22 protein-coding genes are annotated in these 22,500 nt (G+C 68.6%); 9 read left to right on the forward strand and 13 right to left on the reverse strand.

The window, feature by feature from the left end; translation table 11 throughout:
* Positions 1-79 precede the first annotated feature (79 nt).
* From N1027_RS19255 to N1027_RS19285, 7 genes are all read right to left on the reverse strand, one after another.
* Positions 80-448 carry a hypothetical protein gene (locus tag N1027_RS19255; RefSeq protein ID WP_259510519.1) on the reverse strand — a complete coding sequence of 123 codons (369 nt, stop codon included), beginning with the start codon at positions 446-448 and terminating at the stop codon, positions 80-82.
* A gap of 94 nt (positions 449-542) precedes the next feature.
* Positions 543-1,766: an LCP family protein gene (locus N1027_RS19260; protein WP_259510521.1), complete on the reverse strand. Its 1,224-nt coding sequence runs from the start codon at positions 1,764-1,766 to the stop codon at positions 543-545.
* Between the two features lie 130 nt (positions 1,767-1,896).
* Positions 1,897-2,709, reverse strand: coding sequence for an AraC family transcriptional regulator (locus tag N1027_RS19265; RefSeq protein WP_259510523.1), 813 nt, complete (start codon positions 2,707-2,709; stop codon positions 1,897-1,899).
* A complete protein-coding gene (locus N1027_RS19270; protein WP_259510526.1) occupies positions 2,706-4,982 on the reverse strand; it encodes an ATP-binding protein in 2,277 nt (758 codons plus the stop codon). Before N1027_RS19270 ends, N1027_RS19265 begins: the two co-directional genes overlap by 4 nt.
* A complete protein-coding gene (locus N1027_RS19275; protein ID WP_259510528.1) occupies positions 4,979-5,620 on the reverse strand; it encodes a response regulator transcription factor in 642 nt (213 codons plus the stop codon). The genes N1027_RS19270 and N1027_RS19275 overlap by 4 nt, the downstream gene beginning before the upstream one ends.
* 145 nt (positions 5,621-5,765) lie before the next feature.
* Complete coding sequence (locus tag N1027_RS19280) at positions 5,766-7,601, reverse strand: amidase family protein (RefSeq protein ID WP_259510530.1); 1,836 nt, start codon at positions 7,599-7,601, stop codon at positions 5,766-5,768.
* Between the two features lie 62 nt (positions 7,602-7,663).
* Positions 7,664-8,410 (reverse strand): cohesin domain-containing protein, encoded by a 747-nt coding sequence (locus N1027_RS19285; protein WP_259510534.1) that lies wholly within the window; start codon positions 8,408-8,410, stop codon positions 7,664-7,666.
* A 350-nt stretch (positions 8,411-8,760) separates the two neighbouring features.
* Here N1027_RS19285 and N1027_RS19290 point away from each other — a divergent pair, with 350 nt between their 5' ends.
* On the forward strand, positions 8,761-9,192 hold the full coding sequence (locus tag N1027_RS19290) for a four-helix bundle copper-binding protein (RefSeq protein ID WP_259510536.1): 432 nt from the start codon (positions 8,761-8,763) through the stop codon (positions 9,190-9,192).
* Between the two features lie 50 nt (positions 9,193-9,242).
* Here the strand turns inward: N1027_RS19290 and N1027_RS19295 are convergent, their stop codons facing one another.
* From N1027_RS19295 to N1027_RS19315, 5 genes are all read right to left on the reverse strand, one after another.
* Complete coding sequence (locus N1027_RS19295) at positions 9,243-9,575, reverse strand: hypothetical protein (RefSeq protein ID WP_259510538.1); 333 nt, start codon at positions 9,573-9,575, stop codon at positions 9,243-9,245.
* Positions 9,576-9,686: 111 nt separating this feature from the next.
* Positions 9,687-10,460 carry an ABC transporter permease gene (locus N1027_RS19300; protein ID WP_259510539.1) on the reverse strand — a complete coding sequence of 258 codons (774 nt, stop codon included), beginning with the start codon at positions 10,458-10,460 and terminating at the stop codon, positions 9,687-9,689.
* Complete coding sequence (locus N1027_RS19305; RefSeq protein ID WP_259510540.1) at positions 10,460-11,233, reverse strand: ABC transporter ATP-binding protein; 774 nt, start codon at positions 11,231-11,233, stop codon at positions 10,460-10,462. The genes N1027_RS19300 and N1027_RS19305 overlap by 1 nt, the downstream gene beginning before the upstream one ends.
* Positions 11,230-11,598: a DUF1048 domain-containing protein gene (locus N1027_RS19310; protein ID WP_259510542.1), complete on the reverse strand. Its 369-nt coding sequence runs from the start codon at positions 11,596-11,598 to the stop codon at positions 11,230-11,232. Before N1027_RS19310 ends, N1027_RS19305 begins: the two co-directional genes overlap by 4 nt.
* Before the next feature lie 2 nt (positions 11,599-11,600).
* Positions 11,601-11,954: a PadR family transcriptional regulator gene (locus N1027_RS19315; RefSeq protein WP_259510544.1), complete on the reverse strand. Its 354-nt coding sequence runs from the start codon at positions 11,952-11,954 to the stop codon at positions 11,601-11,603.
* A gap of 194 nt (positions 11,955-12,148) precedes the next feature.
* Between N1027_RS19315 and N1027_RS19320 the strand changes: the two genes are divergently transcribed.
* The 4 genes from N1027_RS19320 to N1027_RS19335 are packed head-to-tail and all read left to right on the forward strand — an operon-like array spanning position 12,149 to position 15,325.
* Positions 12,149-12,961, forward strand: a complete 813-nt coding sequence (locus tag N1027_RS19320; protein ID WP_259510546.1) for an ABC transporter ATP-binding protein — start codon at positions 12,149-12,151, stop codon at positions 12,959-12,961.
* Positions 12,958-13,653, forward strand: coding sequence for an ABC transporter permease (locus N1027_RS19325; protein ID WP_259510547.1), 696 nt, complete (start codon positions 12,958-12,960; stop codon positions 13,651-13,653). Before N1027_RS19320 ends, N1027_RS19325 begins: the two co-directional genes overlap by 4 nt.
* Positions 13,650-14,387: an ABC transporter permease gene (locus tag N1027_RS19330; protein ID WP_372499789.1), complete on the forward strand. Its 738-nt coding sequence runs from the start codon at positions 13,650-13,652 to the stop codon at positions 14,385-14,387. Before N1027_RS19325 ends, N1027_RS19330 begins: the two co-directional genes overlap by 4 nt.
* A gap of 2 nt (positions 14,388-14,389) precedes the next feature.
* Positions 14,390-15,325 carry an ABC transporter substrate-binding protein gene (locus N1027_RS19335; RefSeq protein WP_259510549.1) on the forward strand — a complete coding sequence of 312 codons (936 nt, stop codon included), beginning with the start codon at positions 14,390-14,392 and terminating at the stop codon, positions 15,323-15,325.
* 375 nt (positions 15,326-15,700) lie between these two features.
* Here N1027_RS19335 and N1027_RS19340 read toward each other — a convergent pair whose 3' ends face one another.
* Positions 15,701-16,381: a DedA family protein gene (locus tag N1027_RS19340; protein ID WP_259510551.1), complete on the reverse strand. Its 681-nt coding sequence runs from the start codon at positions 16,379-16,381 to the stop codon at positions 15,701-15,703.
* Positions 16,382-16,497: 116 nt separating this feature from the next.
* On the opposite strand from N1027_RS19340, the gene N1027_RS19345 reads away from it, so the two are divergent.
* Genes N1027_RS19345 through cydC form a run of 4 tightly spaced genes read left to right on the forward strand, consistent with a single transcriptional unit; the run spans position 16,498 to position 22,500 of the window.
* Complete coding sequence (locus tag N1027_RS19345) at positions 16,498-17,910, forward strand: cytochrome ubiquinol oxidase subunit I (RefSeq protein WP_259510567.1); 1,413 nt, start codon at positions 16,498-16,500, stop codon at positions 17,908-17,910.
* 9 nt (positions 17,911-17,919) lie between these two features.
* Entirely contained in the window at positions 17,920-18,936 is a 1,017-nt protein-coding gene (gene cydB / locus N1027_RS19350; protein ID WP_259510569.1) for a cytochrome d ubiquinol oxidase subunit II, read from the forward strand.
* Between the two features lie 4 nt (positions 18,937-18,940).
* A complete protein-coding gene (cydD, locus tag N1027_RS19355) occupies positions 18,941-20,848 on the forward strand; it encodes a thiol reductant ABC exporter subunit CydD (RefSeq protein ID WP_259510571.1) in 1,908 nt (635 codons plus the stop codon).
* On the forward strand, positions 20,839-22,500 hold the full coding sequence (gene cydC / locus N1027_RS19360) for a thiol reductant ABC exporter subunit CydC (RefSeq protein ID WP_308199810.1): 1,662 nt from the start codon (positions 20,839-20,841) through the stop codon (positions 22,498-22,500). Before cydD ends, cydC begins: the two co-directional genes overlap by 10 nt.

Below are 22,500 nucleotides of genomic sequence, written 5' to 3' on the forward strand. Positions count from 1 at the left end.
CGCCGAAGTGCTCGCCACGTTCCCCCGCGGAACCCAAGGCATCACACCCCTCCGCTGAACAAGCGCTCTCCCTCGGCGGTCAGCCGCCGGGGGAGAGCAGCACCGCGAGGCCGGCCAGTGCCATGCCGCTGAGGTTCAGCACGATACCGAGCCGGATGCTGAGTACCTTCTGCGTGTAGGCCTCGTCGAGCCCGAAGGCCAAGACCGGGCAGCCCGCCCACACGAGCAGGGCCAGACCGATCGCTGCGGCGAGCACCCCGACCCACCAGGCAGTCGCCCCGAGGAGCGGGAGCTCGGTGGGGCGCCAGCCCGAGGCGAGGAGCGGACCGAGCCAGAGAGCAGGGGCGATCGACCCCGCAGCGGTCCAGATGGTGCCTGTTCGCATGATGCGCTGAACTTCGACAGCGCGCGAGGTCACTTCCTCAGCAGATGCCGTGTACTCGGTCACCCGTCCACTTTCCTCCTTCAGGGGCCGCCGCGGCAACGACTTCGTGACTCCGGGAGAGAGTTTCGACCGGAGTTCGACAGGTGTTCCGGGCCCATCAGCCCGAGAACGCGCTGGAGCAGGTCTGTTCGGCGGCCGTCTGGCCCTTGAGCCCCTCGATGACGTCGGGGGTTTCGGCGGAGTCGGTCGGCGCATCCGTCGCCGGCGGCGCCGCATCGGTCGCGGGAGGAGCTTCGGTGGGCAGGGTCTCGCCGCCCGCGACCGTGGACCCCGGCGCGGTGGAGTCGGCCGGCAGGGTGAAGGGCTGATCGGCGAGCACCCGGGCGAACAGCTCCTCCGCCAGGGAGTAGACCGGCTGCACCTTGTTGGGGTCGTCGACATAGGCCGACACCGGGTACTGCACGAACACGATCTTGCTGAGATCGACGTCTTTCAGGGTGAGTGCGAGCGACACCATCGAGTCGAGGCCCGCCAGCGACGTCGAGGGGATGATGTTGCCCTTCGCGGCCTGCGCGAGCCCGTAGACCTTCGTCGGGTCGGAGAGCGTGCTGTCGGAGCGGATCTTGCGCAGCAGCGACGAGAGGTACTGCTGCTGCGATCCGATCCGGGACAGGTCGCTGCCGTCGCCCACGCCGTGCCGGTTGCGCAGGAAGGCGAGGGCGTCCTGACCCTGTACGGTGTGGAGGCCCGCGGTGAGGTAGAGGCCGGAGTCGGGATCGCCGATGTCGTCGACCGCGCACACCTCCACGCCGCCGACCGCATTCGTCATTTCGATGACGCCGTTGAAGGAGGTGGCCGCGGCGTACTGGATGGGAACCGAGGTGAGGTTCGTGATCGTGTCGACCACGCAGCCCAGACCGCCGCGACTGTAGGCCTCGTTCAGCGGCTGAGCGCTCATCGCGTCGAAGTACTCGTCGGTCGTGGGGTCGTGGCATTCCGGATGCGCGATGACGAGGTCGCGCGGAAAGCTCACCACCACGGCGTCCTGGTGGTTGGCCGAGACGTGCAGAAGGATGTTGACGTCGTTCAGCGTCGCATCCCGTTCGCCGTACTCCTCGCCCTGGGCGGCATCGTTGTCGGTGCCGACGATCAGCATGTTGAAGCCGCCGTCGAACGCACCGAGGAAGGGCGGCGGCGGAGGCGGTGTCGCGCCGCCGATGTCGACGGCGTGGTCGCCGATGGTCTGGGTGATGTTCGTCACCGCGTAGGCGACGACCGCAACGGAGCTGATGGCCACCACCGCGACCGCCACCCCCAGGAACCGCAGCGCCGATCCGATCGCCGACGGCGTCTTCTGCCGCCCGTGTCGCATCTGGTTCATCCGGCCCCTCCACTTGCGTTCCGCCCGCATCCCCCGGGTGCTCCGGATGCGCCGATCCGGGTCTCGTCGAGGCTAGCGACAATCCGGCGACCCGGGCAGGCCCGTTCTGCCCTTTCTCAGCATCTTCTCGTCAGCAGGCGGCAGCGCGTGGCGGCGCAAACCGCAGCTCGCGGGGCGAGGGCAACTCCTGGCTGGCCAGCGCCCGCCGCATGTCGGCTGCGTTGCGGAACCCGCACTGATGAGAGATCTGGTCGACATTGAGTGCCGCGAAGGCGCGGTTGCCGAGCAGCGACCCGGCCAGTGCTGCACGATGCCGGCGGATTTCGCGCAGCGGTGTCGACCCGTTCGCGGCGAAAGCGCGCTGGAGTTGTCGGGGTGAGACGTTCAGCGCACGGGCCAGCGTGTGCGTGCTGAGGCTGCCGTCGGTGCACTGCCCAGCGATGTGCGCGACCGCCCGATCGAACAGGCCCAGCCAGGCCGGCGCGGCCGGCTCGGGCTCCTGAGCTCCGACCAGCACGGAGACGATCAGTTCGCGCAGCAGCCGGTCGATCGATCGCACGGGCACTGCGGTGCTCTCACGCTCGCGGTCGACGTCGATCAGGAATCGCGTGCCTGCGCGCAGCATGATCGAATCGCGCAGGCATCCGGTGCTGCAGGATGCGCCCACGAGGGATTCGATCGGTGCCCGCGGCGACGACAGCACGAGCGCCTGGCCACCGCCTCGGGCGGCGACCGCGAACCTGGCCTGGCCGACGAGCACGACGGCTCCTCCGGGGCGGGCCACGAGTTCCGTGCGGTCGTCGGTGCGCACGAGCACGGCGGACTGCACCGGAACCACCAGGCCGATGCGGTTGCCGTCCGCGCCGATGCTGCCGAGTGCCGCCGACCCGTCGAGGGGCAGCGATAGTCGGTCGATCTCGATCGCAACGGATGCGCGACTCATGCCTCGAATCTAGGAACCACAGGCAGGTTCGCGGGGGCTCCGCGGCCACGGAAAAGGGTGGCCGATCCGTCGGAGACCACACTCGCGACGCCGTCGCGGTCAGCGGGCAGGATGCGCCCGACCACCGACCCCGCCTGAGCGCGATCGAGCCGCGCAGCCATCCATTCGACCACCGCGGTCAGCTCGGCCGACGACAGCTCGTCGCCGGTCGCGTCGTCGAGCAGCACCACGTCGATCCCTCGTCGTCGTGCCGACGTCGCGGCGGTGACCAACGGCTCCGCCGCGAGCCGCCCGCCGCGATACCGGTCGCGCAGCGTGCCCTCCAAGGCCGCGCACTCGACCGCCTCAGTCGGCATGAGCGAGGCGCCGGGTTCGCCGAGTTCTTCGAGGCGGGCGAGCATCGGGCCCAGCTGGGCCTCGAGCCTCGCGGCGCCGTCGCGGAGCTCGACGCGGGTGGCCGACTCGTAGGCCTCCTGCTGCACGAGCCGCAACGACTGGGCCTGGAGGGCGAGGACTTTGGAGTGCAAGCGCGCGATGGCCACGGCGAACGCGCCTCCGATCGCCACGATCGCGACCGGGCGGGCGAGCGAGATCGCGACATCGGCGCTCGCATATAATCCGTGTGCGGCGCCCAGCGCCGTGATGATCGCGAGGGCCGCTGCGCCGAGGAGCGCCATGGGCAGCCGGCCGCGCAGGGCGAGGGCGAACAGCACGAGGGCGCAGCCCATGAGATACCAGGAATCCCAGTAGTCCATCGATCCCCGGCCGGCCAGCAGCAGCATGAGAGCAGCGGTGGCCGCCACGATCGCCACCGTCACGGCGCTTCTCATCATCGAGGGGCGGCCGAAGCTGCGCCAGCCGAGCGTGAACACGGCCAGCCACACCCCCGCCAAAGTCAGCAGCGAGAGCCAGGGAGTGGCCGAGTTCTCGGCCGCATTGACCGCCAGCGCGAACTGCACCAGCAAGAAGACGGCGACGGAGACGGTCACCCCGCGCCGGAACGAGCGGCGGGTCGTCTCCCACTGCGCCGGATCGCGCTCCTCCTGCGCGGTCGTCGTCGCCGCTCGTCCGCGCCATTCCAACGCCACCAGGGTGCCCGCACCCGGGCGCGATTCCACTCGGGCCGAGCCACCGGGCAAGGCTTCCACCCGGGCCAGGATGCTCGCCGAGATCCCCATCCGCCCGCCCGGTACGGCGCTCGTGTCGAATCCGCAGCCGTCGTCTGCGATCACGAGGCGCAGCCAGAGCTCGTCGGCGTCGGTCGTGAGAGTCACGGTGCGCGAGGATGCCGTTCCGGCATGACCCACGCTGTTGACGAGTGCCTGCCGGAGGGCACCGAGCAACGTGGACGCCGCATCCGGCTCGATGAAGGCGACGCAGGCGTCGCTCGCGACCGACGTTGTGTCGGGGAGCCATCGGAAGGTTGCCACCCCGTCGGCATCCGCGGTGATCCGCGTGGCCTCGGCAGCGAACTGGCGAGCCGCGCAGGCGCCCTCGTCCACGCGACCTTCGGCGAGGTCGTTGAGGAGCGAGCGGATGCGCGCCGCCCCCTGCGCGACGGCCGGGTTCAGCTTCGCCGAATTCTGCGCGGCGAACACCAGCGTCGCCAGGATCTCGTCGTGCACGAGTGCCTGCGTGCGCACCAGCGCGGCACGGCGGGCGCTCTCGCGGGCCCGGTTCGACGCGGCCGACGCCGTGGCCTCGGCCGAGACGTCGAGGGTGCGGCTCGCACCCAGCAGCGCAGAACACAGCACCACGATCAGCATCGCCGTGATCACGGTGTGGTGATCGTTCGCGTTCGTGGTCGGCGTGATGTCGCGCAGCACCAAGCGGCCACCGAGCATCAACAGGATCAGCGCAGCCAGCGTCAACCACCCGCCGACCTGCCCCCACGCGATGACCGCCGCGATCACCACGAGCCCCGTGACCGAGAGCATCCAGGGCAATTGCCCGCCGGGAGCGCCGGCCGGGAAGAATCCGAGCGCCGGCCAGAGTGCTGCCAGCACCAGCACGTGCGACACGGCGGAGACCCCGTTGAGACGCCGGAGAGTCCGGGCGCTGCTTGCCGGCGCGACGACACCGACGACGATCGGAAAGATGCTCACGGCGACAGCCGCTATCGCGTACCAGGTGGGCAACGGAAGCGTATCGGTCTGTTCGACCAGAAGCAGATCGACGACCGTGACGGCCGCTTCGACGGCGGCGCCCACCGACAGGAGCCGCATGACGCGCAGTTCCGAGTCCAGCGGCGCCGGCCGAGGGGAGAGGGTCACGCGCCCGTGGGCAGCGGAAGGAAGCCGTCCTCCATCCCGCGGCGGTAGAGGTCGATCTTGCTGTTCGCCGGCCGCCCCAGCTGGCGGTAGACGGAGCGGATGCGGCGGATGTGGTCGTCGACCGTGTTCTCAGTGATTCCGAGTTCGACGGCGACCGACTTCGCGCCGAGGCCGGAGGCGTAGAGGGCGAGCACCTGGCGCTCACGGGCGGTGAGCGGCGCGCTGCGGAGGTCGGGGTCGGAATCGACCGCAGCCGCCCATTCCGTGGTCACGACGGCCTCACCGGCAGCGGCGCGCCCGATGGCGTCGAGGATGCTCGCGGCCGGCGCCGACTTGCGCACGATGCCGAGCGAAGGGCTGCGGGAGACTTCACGGATGAGGAACGGGTTCTCTCCCGAAGTCAGCGCGAGCACGCCGGCGCCCCAGGAGCGGAGCGCGTGCACGTTGTGGGAGGGTCGCGACCCGTCGCGGAGGTTGAGGTCGAGCACCACCAGGTCGACCAGGGCGGTGCGCTGCAGGAGTTCGGGCACGGTGTCGGCCGCACCCGCGAACTCCAGTTCGGGGCGGGAGGCGATCAGCGCGCCGATGGCCAGCGAGACGACTTCGTGGTCGTCGACGATCGCGACACGTCGCGGCATGAACACCCCCTTGAAGGGAAAGGGTAACCCGCGCAGGGAGGCCGGTACGACCGTCCGCCGCTGCGCGAGTGGTGCGAGAGCCGAAGCGCCCGCACCACCGCGATCCTGCGGCGGCGCGGGCGCCCGATGGCGGCGTCTGCTCCTGTTAGCCGAGCGGGCCGTACGTTGCGGGCGTGGTGCGCGCGTGCGTGGCCTGTTCGAAGGAGTAGGTGAGGCCGATCAGTGTTCCCTCGGCGTAGTCGTGACCCAGGAACTCCAGGTTCACCCCCGCGCCGGGGGTGGTGCCGTCGGCCTCGATCGATTGACCCATCGGAACCGTCACCGCCGGCATGCCGGTGTTCGGGCTGAGCCGCAGGTTGGTGCTCTGTGTGCCGTAGGGGTTCGCCGAGGGGTAGACCAGCGCATCCAGGTTCTGCTCGTCCATCATCGAGGTCACCAGCGTGTTGCCGTTGGCGATGGCCGTGGTGTGGCTGCCCGTGGGCCCTGCCCAGGCCTGGTAGGTGTCCTCGGTGATCTTGTCGCGCGAGGAGTAGGTGCTCTGGCGCGAGGGCACGTACTTGCCCGAATCGAGGATGCCCTGCAGCGAGCGGGCGGTGACGTCGGGGTCGAGGTGGGCGGCGATGTAGTTGTCCAGGTCGTGCTTGAACTCGTTGGTGCTGCCGCTGGACTCGCCGAGCACCTTCGAGAAGTCGGCCGGCGGAGTCACCTCCACCACGGTGGCGCCCTGCGCCTCGAGGGTGGCCTTCGCGTCGTTCCACAGCCGCACGGTGGTCGGGTTCGATCCGATCATCGAGGCGACGTAGCCGATCCGCGCGCCCTGCAGAGCGGTCGGGTCGAGGTAGGAGGTGTAGGAGTCGGGCACCTTGCCCTCCTGCTCCGAGGTGATCGGGTCGGCGGGGTCGACTCCGGCGACTGCGTCGAGCGCGACGGCCGCATCCGTCACACTGCGAGCGAGCGGTCCTCCGGTGTCCTGGCTGAGCGCGAGCGGGATGATGCCGTCACGGCTGGTGAGGCCGACCGTGGGGCGGATGCCGACGAGCTGGTTGTAGGAGGAGGGAACGCGGATCGAGCCGCCCGTGTCGGTGCCGAAGCCGATGCCGGCCAGGTTCGCCGAGATCGCGGCGCCCGTTCCACCGCTCGAGCCGCCCGCGGTCTGCGTGGTGTTGTAGGGGCTGGCGACGAGGGTGCTCGTGCCGGCGGGCTGGAAGGAGGAGAACTCCGAGACGAAGCCGAACGCGAACTCGTCGAGGCTGGCCTTGGCCAGGATGACGGCGCCCTCCTTGCGGAGCCCGGTGATCATCGCCGCGTCGGTCGCGGTCTGGTTGTCGTCCCAGCAGCCGCATCCGCCGGTCGTCGGCATGTCGGCGGTGTCGTAGTTGTCTTTCACCGCGATCGGCACGCCGAGCAAGGGGCTCGTCATGCCGTCGGCCGCGCGCTCGGCGTCGGCGTCGGCCGCCGCCTTCAGGGCGACGTCGCTGGTGGTGATGATCGAGTTGAGGGCGCGGGCCCCGTCACCGGGCGCGACGACCGTGCGGTCGTAGGCCGCGATGCGGTCGAGGTAGTCCTGCGTGATGGCCACCGAGGTGGTGACACCCGCGTTCATCGCGGCCTGCATGTCGATGGCCGAGGCCTCGATCAGGTCGAACGGCCCGTCGTCGTAGATCATCCGCTCCGACACGGCGGCGAGGTCGGCCACGGTGAGGATGCCGTCGGCATCCACGTCGGCCGCGGCGACGCTCGCCCAGTCGGGCGATGCGGTCGTGGCGCCGAGGTGGTCGCCGACGACGGCCAGGTCGTCTTTCGAAACCCGCTGGTCGCCGGTGAGGTCGAGGGCCGTGTAGTAGGGCGCCAGGAAGGCGGCCGTCGTGCCGGCGGGTGCCGGGTCGGCGTTGGCCGGTGCAGCGGCGAGGGCGCCCGCCGCGACGGTCGCCAGGATGCTCACGGCCGCGATGGCGGTGGAGCGGATGCGTCGTGAAGTCACTGTCGTCCTCTGCGGGCTGGTGGAGTGCGGGGTGGTCGTCGGGGAACCGGTCGGTCGGATGCTCATCGGGTGCCCGCCGTCCGGCGACGGATGACGAGGAGCACTCCGGCGGCGACTGCGGCTGCGGCGACGAGCAGGAGGGCGCCGATGCCGAAACCGGTGGCGGCGAGGTCGCCGCTGCTCGATCCGGCCGTGCTGGTCGATGCGGGGTCGGTGTCGCCGCCCGGGGTCGTCGTCGCGGTGGGCGACGGCGTGGGGGTTGGCGTCTCGGTCGCGAGCGGCGCGATCGCCACGGCCGCGGTCGCGACATCCGTCAGCGTCGTGGTCTCGCCTGCCGGGTCGACCAGGGTGACGGATGCGGCCGTGAGGGCGGCCGGTGCGGTTCCGCCGGCGAGCGCGGTCAGCTGGAGCGAGGCCGCGACGTCACCGCCGAGACTCGGGGAGGTGCCGAGACGGGAGTGCACGAGGGTGACGCTGCCCGCCGACTCTTTGACGGTGTCGTAGCCGCCGGCCGGGGCCGTCGCGCTGTCGGCGACGTAGCTGAACAGGGCGGGGTCGTAGCTGAGCGTGACTTCGTAGGCGTAGACGTCGGCGGCGCCGAGGAGACCGATGCCGACGTCGACGGTGTCGCCCACCGAGACGGAGGGGGTTGCGGTCAGGGCCACCGAGGCGGTGGTGGGGGCAGCCAGTGCGGGGCTCGCGCCCAGCAGGGTCAGGCCGAGGGCGACGGCGCCGGTCAGCACTGCCGTTCGCAGTCGCCGCACGTGAGGGGTGTGGTCGTGCAGGGGCACGCGGTCCTTCTTTCTCATCGGTTTCGCACCTCGCCGCCGGCGCGGGTCGAGGCGCGCCGAAGGAGCCCCGGTGATCGGGTCGCTGATCCGGAACAGGGCAACCGACCGAAGGAGAAGGCGGGCGCCGCACAGCGACCTGAGAGGCATGCGAGATGTGGCTCAGGAAGCCTCACGTTAGCGTCGGCAGCGCATCCGATCAGTTTCCGATGTGTTTCATGAATGTAACGAAATCACCGGAAGTTCTCACTTCTGCGCCGATTCTGCCGGTTCCCTTTCGGGGGATGTCTGAGGCGTATTATTACGAACTGTTACGGCACGCACGCATGAGGCGATTCCGCCTTTCGCGCCGACGAGAGGTGGGAAGACCGATGAACGAGACGACCACGATGATGTCGATGCTCTCCGAGAAGATGGAGGGCCCCATGGCCGACATGGACATGATGATGATGCAGCGCTGCATCGAGGCGTGCTCCGCCGCCGAGCAGGCCTGCACCATGTGCGCCGGTTCGATGGCGATGGAAGGCAAGCCCGTCGTCACGATGTGCATGACCTGCGCCGAGATGTGCAACACCATGATGCGCATGATGATGCGCCCGATGCCCTCAAGCGGGATGGGCATGACCGCGATGATGTCGATGCTCGGCGCCACGTCAGCGATGTGCCGCGCTACCGCCGAAGACTGCATGGCCATGGGCGACATGAACGCCGCCGCGAAGATGTGCGCTCAGGTCTGCCTGAACTGCGCCGACGCCTGCGACGCGATGATGGCGTCGATGAAGACCATGATGCCGAGCATGTGACGCCGCTCGTCTGACCGAAACGCCCGGCTCCCGCGGGGGCGTTCGTGCGTTCAGGCCGCGCGCACGCTCACGAGCTCGTCGCCGATGGCGAGAACGCCGTAGAGACCGTGCACCGCGATCGGTGACCCGGGGATCAGCACGTCGCTCAGGTCGGCGTGGTGCCAGCGCTGCCCGACGGATGCGTCGTGCAGCGCCACGAACTCGATCCACCCGTCGGCCGAAGAGGAGACGACCAAAGCGTCGACCCACTGGGACGGCGTGGCCGAGGCGGCACGGCGGATGATCGGGTGCAGCTCGTGACCCTCGTCGAAAGCGGCCATGTCGCACGCGGTTGCTCCGAGGTGGTCGAGATGTGCGTCGTGACGAGGCTGCGGGTTCGACATGATTCCCCTTTCGGATGCCGGTGGACGTGCTGGGCTGATCGGTCGAGTGTAGGCGCGACGACGCGGCCCCGTGCATCCGCCCGTAACAGGGCGACACACGAGGCCGCGGCGTCAGCTGATCTTGCGTTTGTAGATCGTGATCGCGAAGCCGTACGCCACCACGAGGATGCCGACGAGCCAGGCCAGAGCGATCCAGATGTCGCTGCCCACCGGCTGTTCGGCGAACAGAGCGCGGATGGTGTTCACGATCGACGTCACCGGCTGGTTCTCGGCGAACCAGGCCACCGGAGCGGGCATCGAGTCGGTCGGCACGAACGCCGAGCTGATGAAGGGCAGGAAGATCAGCGGATAGCTGAACGCACTCGCGCCGTCGACCGATTTCGCCGAGAGTCCGGCGATCACCGCGATCCAGGTCAGCGCGAGGGTGAACAGGATGAGGATGCCGGCCACGGCGAGCCATGCGCCGAGGGATGCTCCGGTGCGGAATCCGAGGATCAACGCGACACCCGTGACGATCGCCACCGAGACCAGGTTGGCGGCCAGGGAGGTGAGCACGTGGGCCCAGAGCACACTCGATCGGGCGATCGGCATCGACTGGAAGCGCTCGAAGATGCCGCCCTGCAGGTCGAGGAACAGCCGGTAGGAGGTGTAGGCGACCCCCGACGCGATGGTGATGAGCAGGATGCCGGGGAGCATGTAGTTCACGTATGACTCGTCGGAGCCGGTCTGGATCGCACCGCCCAAGACGTAGACGAACAACAGCATCAGGGCGACCGGGGTGACCGCGGTCGTGATGATGGTGTCGGGGCTGCGGACGATGTGGCGAAGCGACCGCCCGGTCAAGACGCCGGTGTCGCCGAGCACGTGGGTGGCGGTGGTGGTCATCAGAGTTCCTTTCGTGCGGAGTCGCCGCCCACGAGCGCGAGGAAGACGTCTTCGAGGGAGGGTTGCTTCTCGACGTATTCCACTTGGGCGGGCGGGAGGAGTTGCTTGAGTTCGCTGAGGGTGCCGTTCTGGATGATCGTTCCCTCGTGCAGGATCGCGATGCGGTCGGCGAGTTGTTCTGCTTCGTCGAGGTACTGGGTGGTGAGCAGCACCGTCGTGCCCTGACCTGCGAGCTGCTTGACCGTCTGCCACACCTCGAGTCGCGCCTGGGGGTCGAGGCCGGTCGTCGGCTCGTCGAGGAAGATGACCGGCGGATCGCCGATCAAGCTCATCGCGATGTCGAGGCGGCGGCGCATGCCTCCCGAGTAGGTGCCGGCCTTGCGGTTGCCGGCGTCGGTGAGCGAGAAGCGGGCGAGCAGGTCGTCCGCGATCTGGCCCGGGTTCTTCAGATGCCGCAGCCTCGCCACCAGAACGAGGTTCTCGCGGCCGCTCAGCACCTCGTCGACCGCGGCGAACTGCCCGGTGAGGCTGATGGATTCGCGCACCTCGCCCGGCTTGGCCGCCACGTCGAATCCGTGCACCGATGCGGTGCCGGTGTCGGCCTTCAGGAGCGTCGACAGGATGCGCACCAAGGTGGTCTTGCCGGCGCCGTTCGAGCCGAGCAGCGCGAAGATGGTGCCGGCTGCCACGTCGAAGTCGACGCCTCGCAGCACCTCGAGCTCTTTGAACGACTTCGTGATGCCCTGCACGTGGATGGCTGGTTCGGTGCTCATTTCTTCTCCTCCCGCTCCGCGTCTTCGATGGCCTGGTTCAGGCGAGCGCGCTCCTTGTCGATCCACTGCTTGCCGGCGTAGGCCTCGGCGAACGACTCGGCGAACTCGACCGGATCGTCGCCGACGATGTCGCGCACCGGCGTCTCGTCGACCGCGGCGCGCTCCCAGAGGTCGGCCAGATCGGTGAACATGATGATGAGGGTCTCGCCGTCGGTGATGCCCCCGGAGTACATCAGGTAGCGGTGCATCGCCTTCGCCGAAGCCCGGTACGGCTCCGGAAGCGTGTCGATGCGCTTCTTGTCCCGCTTGTACTGCTTCTTCTGCTCGAGCGAGCCGGTGAGGGTCTCGATCCATTTCGCAGCCATGACTATTCGTCCCCTTCGTCGTGCGATTGTTCGGTGGTGTCGTGCAGTTTCCCGATCCGTTCCGCCAGGAATTCCCAGCTCTTCCAGAACTCGTCGAGGTACTCGCCGCCTGAGGCGTTGAGCGAGTAGACCTTGCGGGGCGGCCCCTTCTCCGACGGGACCTTCGTCACGTCGACGTAGCCCCGTTGCTCGATCCGCACCAGCAGTGCGTAGACGGTGCCCTCGACGATGTCGGAGAACCCCTGATCGCGCAGCCGCGCGGTGATCTCGTAGCCGTAGGCCGGCTGCGCCGCGAGGATCGCGAGAACGATGCCCTCCAACGTGCCCTTGAGCATCTCGGTCATCTGTTTGGCCATGAGCCCCTCCTTTCAACTACTCGGTGTTGCTGACTACTGCTAGATAGTAACGCCAACTACCGGTAGATAGCAACACTGAATACCGAGGTGACAATATGACTTTCTCTGACGGCGGGGCTTTGCGTTTTCGGTGAAGGATGTTTGGGTTGTTCGATGGACTGCAGCCTGCGGTTCGAGAACGATTGGGCCCAGCGATGATCGAATTCCGTTCGGTGACCAAACAGTTCCCCGACGGAACGGTGGCCGTCGAGGGCTTCGACCTGGTGATCCCACCGCGCAAGACCACCGTGCTGGTCGGCTCCTCCGGGTGCGGCAAGACGACGCTGTTGCGCATGATCAACCGGATGATCGACCCGACCTCCGGAAGCATCCTGATCGACGGTGAGGACACCAGCGACCTCGCCCCGGTGAAGCTGCGTCGCCGCATCGGCTACGTGATGCAGAACTCCGGCCTCCTGCCGCACCGCAAGGTCATCGACAACGTCGCGACCGTCCCGGTGCTGAACGGTGTGCCCAAGAAGGAGGCCCGGGCCCACGCGCTCGACCTGCTCGACTCGGTGGGACTTGACCGCTCGCTCGCCGACAAGTACCCGCGTCAGCTCTCCGGCGGCCAGCAGCAGCGGGTGGGCGTAGCGCGCGGGCTCGCTGCCGATCCGAACATCCTGCTGATGGACGAGCCCTTCGGCGCCGTCGACCCCATCGTGCGTGCCGAACTGCAGCAGGAGACGATCCGACTGCAAGAAGGGCTCGGCAAGACGGTCGTGTTCGTCACCCACGACATCGACGAAGCGTTCCTGCTCGGCCATCAGGTGGTCATCCTGCAGAAGGGCGGACACATCGCCCAGATCGGCACACCCGCCGAGATCCTCGCCGCTCCGGCCGACGACTTCGTGGCCAGCTTCGTGGGTGCCGACAAAGGCAAACGGGTGCTGCGCATCCAGAGGGTGGGCGACCGAGACGTGGTGGTCGACGAGAACGGCACACCGACGGGAGTGCTCCAGCCGTGAAGTGGCTCGAGTCGAACTTCGACCTGGTCTGGCAGCTCACGCTCGCGCACATCGCGCTGAGCGTGCCGCCGATCGTGTTCGGCTTCATCATCGCCATCCCGCTCGGCTGGATCGCGAACCGCTACCAGCTGACGCGCGGCACCATCCTCGTGGTGCTCGGCCTGCTCTACACGATCCCGTCGCTGCCGCTGTTCATCTTCATGCCGATCATCCTCGGCACGCCCCTGCTCTCCTCGGTGAACGTCACCGTCGCGCTCACCATCTACGCGGTCGCCCTGATGGTGCGCACGGCGGCGGACGGCCTCACCTCGGTCGACAAAGACACCCTGCTGGCCGCCTCCGGGATGGGGTACTCGGGCTGGCAACGCTTCTGGCGGGTCGAACTGCCGCTCTCCGGCCCCGTGCTGCTCTCCGGGCTGCGCGTGGTCTCGGCGAGCACCGTCAGTCTCGCCACGATCGGCTCGGTCGTCGGCGTCACGAGCCTCGGCTACCTGTTCATCAACGGCTTCCAGCGCAACATCCCGGCCGAAGTCATCACCGGCATCGTCGCGGTGCTGGTCATCGCCATCGTGTTCGACCTGATCCTCGTGCTCCTCGGCCGACTGCTGCTGCCCTGGAACCGTCGTGAGCGCGCCGGTTCGTCACGATCGGCCCGCCGCAAGGCGGTCCTGGTGTCGGAGGGTGTCTCGTGAACCTCTTCTTCGACGGCATCGCCTGGATTCTCGACCCGGCCAACCAGACCGGGCCGGGCGGATGGTTCGCGCGGCTGGGAGAACAGCTTGCCTACACCTTCGGTGCGGTCGCGATCGCCGCGATCATCGCCATCCCGCTCGGCTACCTGGTCGGGCACACCGGTCGCGGCCGTGACATCGCCGTGTCGCTGTCGGGCGGATTCCGGGCCCTGCCGAGTCTCGGCGTGCTGATCCTGCTGGCACTCGGCCTCGGCATCGGATTCCGCGCCCCGCTCATCACCTTCGTGATCCTGGCCATCCCGCCGATCCTGGCCGGCGCCTACGCCGGCTTCGAGGCGATCGACCGCACGACGATCGACGCGGCCCGGGCGGTGGGCATGACCGAGGGGCAGGTGGTGCGCCAGGTCGAGATTCCGCTCGGCCTGCCACTGCTGATCGGCGGCATCCGTTCGGGCGTGCTGCAGGTGGTGGCCACGGCCACGCTGGCCGCCTACGTCAGCGGGGGAGCGCTCGGCGCCTTCATCTTCGAGGGGGTGGCGACGAGGAATTATTCCGAGACCCTCGGCGCTTCCATCCTCGTGACTTTGCTCGCGTTGATCCTCGAAGGGGTCTTCGCGCTCATCCAGAAACTCGTGGTTCCCCGCGGCGTCGTCGCCCGGGAACTCAAGGAAGTCCGCACGGTGTCGTCCCGGCCCCGCGCGGCGGTGGGATCCCCCATCCAAGAAGGGAAATGACAATGTTCACAGCAATCAAGAAAGGCCGGCTCGTCGTAGGGCTTGTCGCGGTCAGTGCGGCGGCGGCGCTGGCAGGGTGCGCGTCGAGTAATCCACTCGACACCCCGTCGACGTCGGGTTCGAGCGGCGCCGCATCCGGCCCGATCGTGATCGGATCGCAGGCCTACTACTCGAACGAGATCATCGCCGAGATCTACGCACAGGCACTCGAAGCCAACGACATCGAGGTGACGCGCCAGTTCAACATCGGGCAACGCGACGCCTACCTCCCGGCCCTCGAGAGCGGCGAAGTTCAGCTCTTCCCGGAGTACACGGGCAACCTGCTGCAGTTCTACGACCCCGAGACCACGGCCAAGACCAGCGACGACGTCTACGCCGCGCTCGCCGGCGCGCTGCCGAAGGGTCTCGAGGTGCTCGACCAGTCGCCCGCCACCGACCAGGACTCCTACAACGTCACCAAGGAGTTCTCCGAAGCCAACGACGTGACCAGCCTGGAAGACCTCGCCAAGGTCACCACGCCGATCACCCTCGGCGGCAACTCGGAACTGCAGACCCGCCCCTACGGCCCGGACGGCCTGAAGAGCACCTACGGCGTCACCGTCGGCTTCACGCCGATCGAGGACTCGGGCGGACCCCTCACCATCCAGGCACTGAAGGACAACACGGTGCAGATGGTCAACATCTACAGCGCCGACCCGAACATCAAGACGTCCGGTCTCGTGACACTGGCCGACCCGAAGGGCCTGTTCCTGGCCTCCAACGTCGTGCCGCTCATCAACACCGACGCCGCCACTCCCGAGGTGACCGAGGTCATCAACAAGGTGAGCGCCGCGCTGACCTCGGCCGACCTCGTCGACCTCAACTCGCAGAGCGTCAACGACCAGGAGTCGGCGGACACCATCGCGAAGAACTGGCTGGCGAAAGCTAACTTGTTCTGAGTTAGCTCGCGGGCTGTGTTAGCTGCTGTGGGCGCCGTGCTTCGCGCGGCGTCCACAGGCGGCGCCGGTCCCTGCCCGGCGCCGCGCGACATGTTCGTGTGAGGTCGCTGTCGCGGCCTCGCGCTCACCCTGGGTCATCCGGGAGCGGCCTGCGGCCTGCTCTCTCGTTCCGGATCATTCGGGATGTTGCGGGATCGCGGGACGAGAACGAAACGACGGACATAGTGCCGGGGTGCGGAGTGAGGGTCCGTCGTTTCCGCTCGAAGACGCAGGAGTCCGTCGTTTCGTGCGCGAAGAGACACGCGTGCCCTAGGGGGCGGCGGTGCGGAGGTCGTCGATCGCCTGGTCGAACGCGGCCGCGTTCGCGCGGGAGCTTCAGGAGACCCCGTTCTCGTCCGATTCGTCGGGGGAGGATGGGGTCTCCTGCATATGGCGGGACTCGGAGCGGTTGATGAGCTTCTTCGCCACGAAGACGGCCACCACGAAGAGAGCTATCACCGCCACGAAGGCGTAGCCGGCCCAGTGGAGCTCGCGGGAGAGTTCGCGGTAGGAGCCGGCCGCGAAAGCGCCGACCGAGACGTACGCAAAGGCCCAGAGGATGCAGGCCGGCACCGTCCACTTCATGAAGCGGCGGTAACGCATCGGGCTCATGCCCACGGTGAGCGGGATGAGGGAGTGCAGCACGGGGATGAAGCGCGACAAGAAGACGGCGATGCCGCCACGCTTGGCGAGGTAGGTCTCCGCACGCGCCCAGTTCTTCTCGCCGATCCGCCTGCCCAGCCGGCTCGCCCGTAGTTTCGGACCGAACCAGCGCCCGATCGCGAATCCGATGCTCTCGCCGCAGAGCGCCCCGACGATCACCACCACCACCAGAGAGATGTATTCAAGCGGCCCGTCGACGGCTGTTGACGCCACCAGCACCACCGTGTCACCCGGCACCACGAGCCCGATCAGGATGCTCGTCTCGAGCAGAATCGCGAGCCCCGCCAATAGCGTCCGGACCAGGGGATCTACCGACTGCACGGTATCCAGGAGCCAGGACAGCACCTCGTTCATCGCTGTATTCCACACCGCATGCCAGCAACCCTATCGGCTCGAGCATGGGATTCCCCGATGGGTTTGGCTGCTTGTATACAAGTCGCTAGAATCGGTCGTGACGCTAGGAGTTCCTCGTGAACGAACTACTCGACCCGCTCTTGCTCTCCCGCTGGCAATTCGGGTTGACGACCATCTACCACTTCCTGTTCGTGCCACTCACGATCGGATTGGCCACCACGGTCGCGATCTTCCAGACCGCCTGGGTGCGCACCGACAAGTCGAAATACCTGCAGCTCACCCGCTTCTTCGGCAAGATCTTCTTGATCAACTTCGCCATGGGCGTGGTGACCGGCATCGTGCAGGAGTTCCAGTTCGGCATGAACTGGAGCGACTACTCCCGCTTCGTGGGTGATGTGTTCGGCGCGCCGCTCGCGCTCGAAGGTCTGCTCGCGTTCTTCCTCGAGGCGACCTTCATCGGGTTGTGGATCTTCGGGTGGGACAAACTGCCCAAGAAGCTCCACCTCGTCACCATCTGGGTGACGGCAGCCGGATCGATCGTGTCGGCCTACTTCATCATCGCGGCGAACGCCTTCATGCAGAACCCGGTCGGCTACGACATCAACGAGGCCAAAGGCCGCGCCGAACTCACCGACATCTGGGCGCTGCTGAGCAACAAGGTGGCCGTCGCCGCCTTCCCGCACACGATCTTCGCCTGCTTCATGGTGACGGCGGGCCTCATCATCGCGGCGGCCGCGTGGCACCTCTACCGCAACCAGCACCTCGAGACGATGCGCCCGGCCCTGAAGTTCGGCCTCTGGATGATGGTGATCGCCGGGGCTCTCACCGTTCTGAGCGGCGACCAATTGGGTCTGGCCATGGTGGAGACGCAGCCGATGAAGATGGCAGCGGCCGAGGCGCTCTACCGAACGTCGACGGGGGCTGACGCCTCGTTCTCCCTCTTCACGCTCGGCACGCCCGACGGCGTGCACGAATTGTTCTCGATCCGCGTGCCCTACCTCCTCTCCTTCCTCTCGACGCACACCCTCGACGGCACCGTCGAAGGCATCAACGACCTGCAGGCGCAATACGTGCAGCTGTACGGCCCCGGCGACTACACGCCCACCATCTGGGTCACCTACTGGGCCTTCCGCTGGATGATCGGCCTGGGCCTCCTGCACGTGCTGATCGCTTTGGTGGGTCTGTGGATGACGCGAAAGGGGCGGTCGCCCCGCTGGCGCTGGCTCTGGCGGGTGGCCATCTGGGCCTTCCCGCTGTCGCTCGGCGCGATGATCGTGGGCTGGATCTTCACCGAGATGGGCCGCCAGCCCTGGATTGTGTTCAGCCTGCTGAAGACGCAGGACGCGGTCTCGCCCGGCATCACGGGGCTCGACGTGCTGATCTCACTCGTCGCTTTCACCGCCATCTACGGCACCCTCGCCGTGGTGGAGTTCCGGCTGATCAAGAAGACGATCCAGAAGGGGCCGGATGACGCGCCCGAACCCGACCCCGAGTCGGGCGAAGTCCGGCACGAGGCGACGGTCTACTAGGGAGACATGATGGATCTGACAGTCCTGTGGTTCTGCATCGTCGGCTTCCTCTTCGTCGGCTACTTCGTGCTCGACGGTTTCGACTTCGGCGTCGGGATGTCGCTGCCCTTCCTTGGGCGCGACGACACCGATCGGCGCGTGCTGATCAACACGATCGGCCCGGTCTGGGATCTCAACGAGACCTGGGTGATCGTGGCGGGCGCCTCGCTCTTCGCGGCTTTCCCGGAGTGGTACGCGACGCTGTTCAGCGGCTTCTACCTGCCGCTGCTGCTCATCCTGCTCGCCCTGATCCTCCGCGGCGTCTCGTTCGAATACCGCCACCAGCGGCCCGAGGCGGCCTGGAAGCGGCGGTTCGACCGGATGATCGTGGTCGGCTCGGCCGTGCCCGCCTTCCTCTGGGGCGTTGCCTTCTCGAACATCGTCGCGGGGGTGCCGCTCGACGCCAACCACGACTACATCGGCACCTTCCTCGGCCTGCTCAACCCCTACGCCCTGCTCGGCGGGCTCACGACGCTGCTGCTGTTCTTCACCCACGGCGTGGTCTTCGTGTCGCTGAAGACGGAGGGCGACATCCGTGTGCGGGCGCGTCGGCTGGCGACCCGGGCCGGGGTGCTGACCATCGTGGTGGCCGCTGCGTTCTTGCTCTGGACATCCGTCGCCCACGGCACCCTCGCATCCGTTCTGCTCTCGGCGGTCGCGGCGGTGACACTGATCGCGGCGGTGCTGGCGAACAGCCGGGGCCGCGAAGGCACCGCCTTCGCGTTGATGGCGGTGACCATCGGGGTGGCGGTGCTGAGCTTGTTCTTCGCGCTCTTCCCCGACGTGATGCCGGCGTCGAACGACCCCGCGAACAGCCTCACCATCGCGAATGCGTCGTCGTCGGAGTACACGCTGCAGATCATGAGCTGGGTCGCGCTGATCTTCCTGCCGCTCATCCTGGCGTACCAGGGATTCACCTACTGGGTGTTCCGCAAGCGGGTGAGCCGGGCGCAGATCCCGGCCGAGAGCACCCAGGGCGCACACTAGAGTCGTGCGCCCTGTCGACCCCCGACTCCTGAAGTACGCCTCCGCGGCGCGCGCGTTCTTCGCCGTGGGCGGGGTGCTCGCGCTGCTGCAGACCGCGGCGGTGGTGGCGTTCGCCTTCTTCGTGACGCAGCTGATCGTGCGGGCGATCGGTGGCACTCCGTTGTCTGCGCTCGTGCCCGAGCTGCTGAGCCTGGCGCTCGTGGTGCTGGCCCGGTTCGTGCTGTCGTGGGTATCCGAGCTCAACGCCGCGCGGGGCGCGGCGGTGGTGAAGAGCGAGCTGCGCGGGCGGGTGCTGGATGCGGTGACACGGCTCGGGCCGGCCTGGCTCGGCGCGCGCAACTCGACCTCGGTCGGGGTGACCGTGGGGCCGGGGCTGGATGCGCTCGACAACTACTTCGCCCGGTACCTGCCGCAGCTGGTGCTCACGGCGCTCGCGACGCCGCTGTTGGTGATCGTGATCTGGTCGCAGGACTGGATCTCGGGGCTCACCGTCGCCGTCACTCTGCCGCTCATTCCGGTGTTCATGATCCTGATCGGCTGGGCGACGCAGTCGGTGCAGTCGAAGCAGTGGGAGAAGCTCGGGCGGCTGTCGACCGCGTTCCTCGACGTCGTCGGCGGGCTGTCGACCCTGAAGATCTACGGCCGGCAGCATCGGCAGGCGGCGCGCATCCGTACGGTCACCGAGGACTACCGGTCGCAGACCATGAAAGTGCTGCGGGTGTCCTTCCTCTCCGGATTCGCGCTCGAGCTCGCGGCCAGCCTGTCGGTGGCGCTCGTTGCGGTATCGATCGGGGTGCGGTTGATCGACGGTTCGCTCGGGCTGTCGGTGGGGCTGTTCGTGCTGCTGCTGGCGCCTGAGGCGTTCCTGCCCCTCCGGAACGTGGGTGCGCAGTTCCACGCGGCGGCCGACGGGGTGGCGGCGGCCGACGACGTGTTCGGCATCCTCGACGCGGGTGCGGGTGCGGGTGCGGGTGCGGGTGCCGGCGCGGGCGTTGGTGCGGGTGCGCCTACCGGCGGATCGGCGGTCGAGGACGACGGAGTTTTCGGCCGATCCGCCGGGAAGTACGGAGTCGGTGCCGGCGTGTCGCGGGAGATGTCCGTCGTTTCGGGTGAGGACTCCGCCCCTCTCGACGCGCCGGGTCGCGCGGGCCCCGCGGGGCTCGAGGTGCGCGGGCTCGGGGTGTCATATGGCGAGAGCGTGGCGTTCGAGAGCCTGGATGCGCGGTTCCCGGCGGGCGCGGTCACGGCCGTCACCGGCGCATCCGGAAGCGGCAAGTCCTCGCTCGTGGCGGCACTGCTCGGGTTCGTGCGGGCATCGGGGGAGATCCTCGTCGATGGGCGAATGGCGAATGCCGACCCGGTGCCGCGGCCGTGGCTGTCGTGGTCGGGCCAGGGGGCGGTACTGCTGCCGGGGAGCGTGGCGTCGAACGTCGCACTCGGAGACCAGGTGCCCGACGAGCGCCTGGCCCGGGAGGCGCTCGACCTCGTGGGCGGGTCGTCGATCCAGCTCGAGACCGTCCTCGATCCGCGCGGTGGCGGACTCTCCGGCGGTCAGGCGCAGCGTGTCACGGCGGCCCGTGCCGTCTACCGCGCGCGCCGCTTCGACTGCACGGTGGTGGCCTTCGACGAACCCACGTCGGCGCTCGACGAGACCACGGAGGCCGCCGTCATCCGCGCTCTCCGCGCGCTCGCCGACGACGGCCGCGCCGTGCTCGTGGTGAGCCATCGTCTGGCCGTCATCGCCGCGGCCGACCACGAAGTGGTGCTCGACCCGAGGCGCGCGGTGCCGGCGATGGCGGCGGGCCCCCACGGTGCCGTCTCGCCCGCGCCCCCGTCGCGATCGGTGCCCGCGCTCTCGTCGTCAGCAGACCCTCCGGGGGAGCGACCGGAGACTCCGGCGGTGTGGTCGTGAAGCGGGCCGAGGTCATCCGGCTCGCCCAGCCGAGTCTCCGCCGCTTCGTGCCCGGTGTCGTGCTCGGCCTCATCAGCGCGCTCTGCGCCGTCGGCCTCCTCGCCACGTCGGCGTTCCTCATCACGAAGGCGGCCGAGCAGCCGCCCATCCTCTACCTCTCCGCCGCGATGGTGGCGGTGCGGGCGTTCGCACTGGGCCGGGCGGCTTTCCGCTACATCGAGCGCCTGGCCAGCCACGACGCCGCGTTCGCCACCATGCCCGGGCTCCGCGTCGGCGTGTACGAGCGGCTCGTGCCGGTGAGCCCCGACGGACTCGGACGCAGCAGGCGCGGCGACCTCCTCACACGGCTGGTGTCCGACGTCGACGAGCAGCAGAACTTCCCGTTACGCGTGGTGCAGCCGCTCGTGGTGTCGGGGCTGACGGCGCTCGCGATCGTCGTCGTGGTGTGGCTCCTCCTCCCCGCCGCCGGACTCGTGCTGCTCATCGGCCTGGTGCTCGCCGCGGTGCTCGGAACAGCCGTGAACTCCTGGGTCTCCGGTCGAGCCGAGCGCTCGCTGGCCGGGCTGCGCGGCCGCTACCAAGCCGACCTCGCCGACTATCTCGGCTCGCTCGACACCCTGGTCGCGTACGGAGCCGCTCCGGCGGCCCGAGCGGCGCTCGCCGAATCGGATGCGCGGCTCACCTCAGCACAGGTGCGGCGTTCGGTCGGGGCCGGGGCCACGACGGCGCTCGTGTCATTGACCGCCGGGGCGGTGACCGTCGTGGTGCTGCTCCTCGGCATCCCGTCACTCGGCCAGGGCGGGTTCGAAGGTCCGGCGCTCGCCGTGGTCGCGCTCGTGCCGATGGCCGCGTTCGAGGTGTTCGGCATGATCCCGTTGGCGTGGGGCGCCTGGCGCCAGGTGGCGGCCAGTGCTGAGCGCATCGCATCCGTCGTTCCCGACGCGGTGCCTGAGGGGGTGCCCGTCGACTCAGCAGAGGTGACGGCGCTGCAGCAGGTTCTGCCTCCTGGCCCGATCACCGTGCAGCTGCGCGACGTCTCGGCGCGCTGGCCGGGGGCGTCGACGGATGCCCTCACCGGCGCATCCGTCGACCTCGCGCCGGGTGATCGGCTGCTCGTGCGCGGACCGAGCGGCTCGGGTAAGACGACGCTCGCGCACGTGCTCGTGCGATTCCTCGACTTCACGGGCTCGTTCACCATCGACGGCGTCGATGTGCGCGAGCTGCCGCAAGACGAGGTACGCAGAGTCATCGGGCTCTGCGAGCAGCGGCCCTACCTGTTCGACGACGACATCCGGCAGAACCTGCTGTTCGCCCGCGACACCGCCACCGACGACGAGCTGCTCGCCGTGCTCGAGCGGGTGGGGCTCGGCGAGTGGGTGCGCTCGCGCGGCGGTCTGGCGGCGCGGGTGGGGGAGCGCGGTGCCCTCGTCTCGGGCGGGCAGGCGCAGCGACTGGCGCTGGCGCGGGCACTGCTCGCCGGTTTCCCGGTGCTGGTGCTCGACGAGCCGACGGCGAACGTCGACCCCGACCGGGCCGACGCCCTCGTGGCCGACCTCCTGGCCGCCGCCGCCGACTCCGCGCGCGCCGTCGTGCTCATCTCGCACACCCCCGTGCCTGCGCACCTCGTGACAGCGACCCTCAGCCTCGGCTGA

This window comes from Herbiconiux aconitum (genome assembly GCF_024979235.1).
Taxonomy (GTDB): Bacteria; Actinomycetota; Actinomycetes; order Actinomycetales; family Microbacteriaceae; genus Herbiconiux; species Herbiconiux aconitum.

Bases quoted from the DNA above. Each gene is read 5' to 3' on its own strand.
- N1027_RS19320 (WP_259510546.1), top strand. From the start codon at position 12,149: ATGATCGAATTCCGTTCGGTGACCAAACAGTTCCCCGACGGAACGGTG.
- N1027_RS19310 (WP_259510542.1), bottom strand. From the start codon at position 11,598: ATGGCTGCGAAATGGATCGAGACCCTCACCGGCTCGCTCGAGCAGAAG.
- N1027_RS19265 (WP_259510523.1), bottom strand. From the start codon at position 2,709: ATGAGTCGCGCATCCGTTGCGATCGAGATCGACCGACTATCGCTGCCC.
- N1027_RS19260 (WP_259510521.1), bottom strand. From the start codon at position 1,766: ATGAACCAGATGCGACACGGGCGGCAGAAGACGCCGTCGGCGATCGGA.
- N1027_RS19290 (WP_259510536.1), top strand. From the start codon at position 8,761: ATGAACGAGACGACCACGATGATGTCGATGCTCTCCGAGAAGATGGAG.
- N1027_RS19300 (WP_259510539.1), bottom strand. From the start codon at position 10,460: ATGACCACCACCGCCACCCACGTGCTCGGCGACACCGGCGTCTTGACC.
- N1027_RS19335 (WP_259510549.1), top strand. From the start codon at position 14,390: ATGTTCACAGCAATCAAGAAAGGCCGGCTCGTCGTAGGGCTTGTCGCG.
- cydB (WP_259510569.1), top strand. From the start codon at position 17,920: ATGGATCTGACAGTCCTGTGGTTCTGCATCGTCGGCTTCCTCTTCGTC.
- N1027_RS19285 (WP_259510534.1), bottom strand. From the start codon at position 8,410: ATGAGAAAGAAGGACCGCGTGCCCCTGCACGACCACACCCCTCACGTG.
- N1027_RS19295 (WP_259510538.1), bottom strand. From the start codon at position 9,575: ATGTCGAACCCGCAGCCTCGTCACGACGCACATCTCGACCACCTCGGA.
- N1027_RS19340 (WP_259510551.1), bottom strand. From the start codon at position 16,381: ATGAACGAGGTGCTGTCCTGGCTCCTGGATACCGTGCAGTCGGTAGAT.
- N1027_RS19275 (WP_259510528.1), bottom strand. From the start codon at position 5,620: ATGCCGCGACGTGTCGCGATCGTCGACGACCACGAAGTCGTCTCGCTG.
- N1027_RS19315 (WP_259510544.1), bottom strand. From the start codon at position 11,954: ATGGCCAAACAGATGACCGAGATGCTCAAGGGCACGTTGGAGGGCATC.
- N1027_RS19305 (WP_259510540.1), bottom strand. From the start codon at position 11,233: ATGAGCACCGAACCAGCCATCCACGTGCAGGGCATCACGAAGTCGTTC.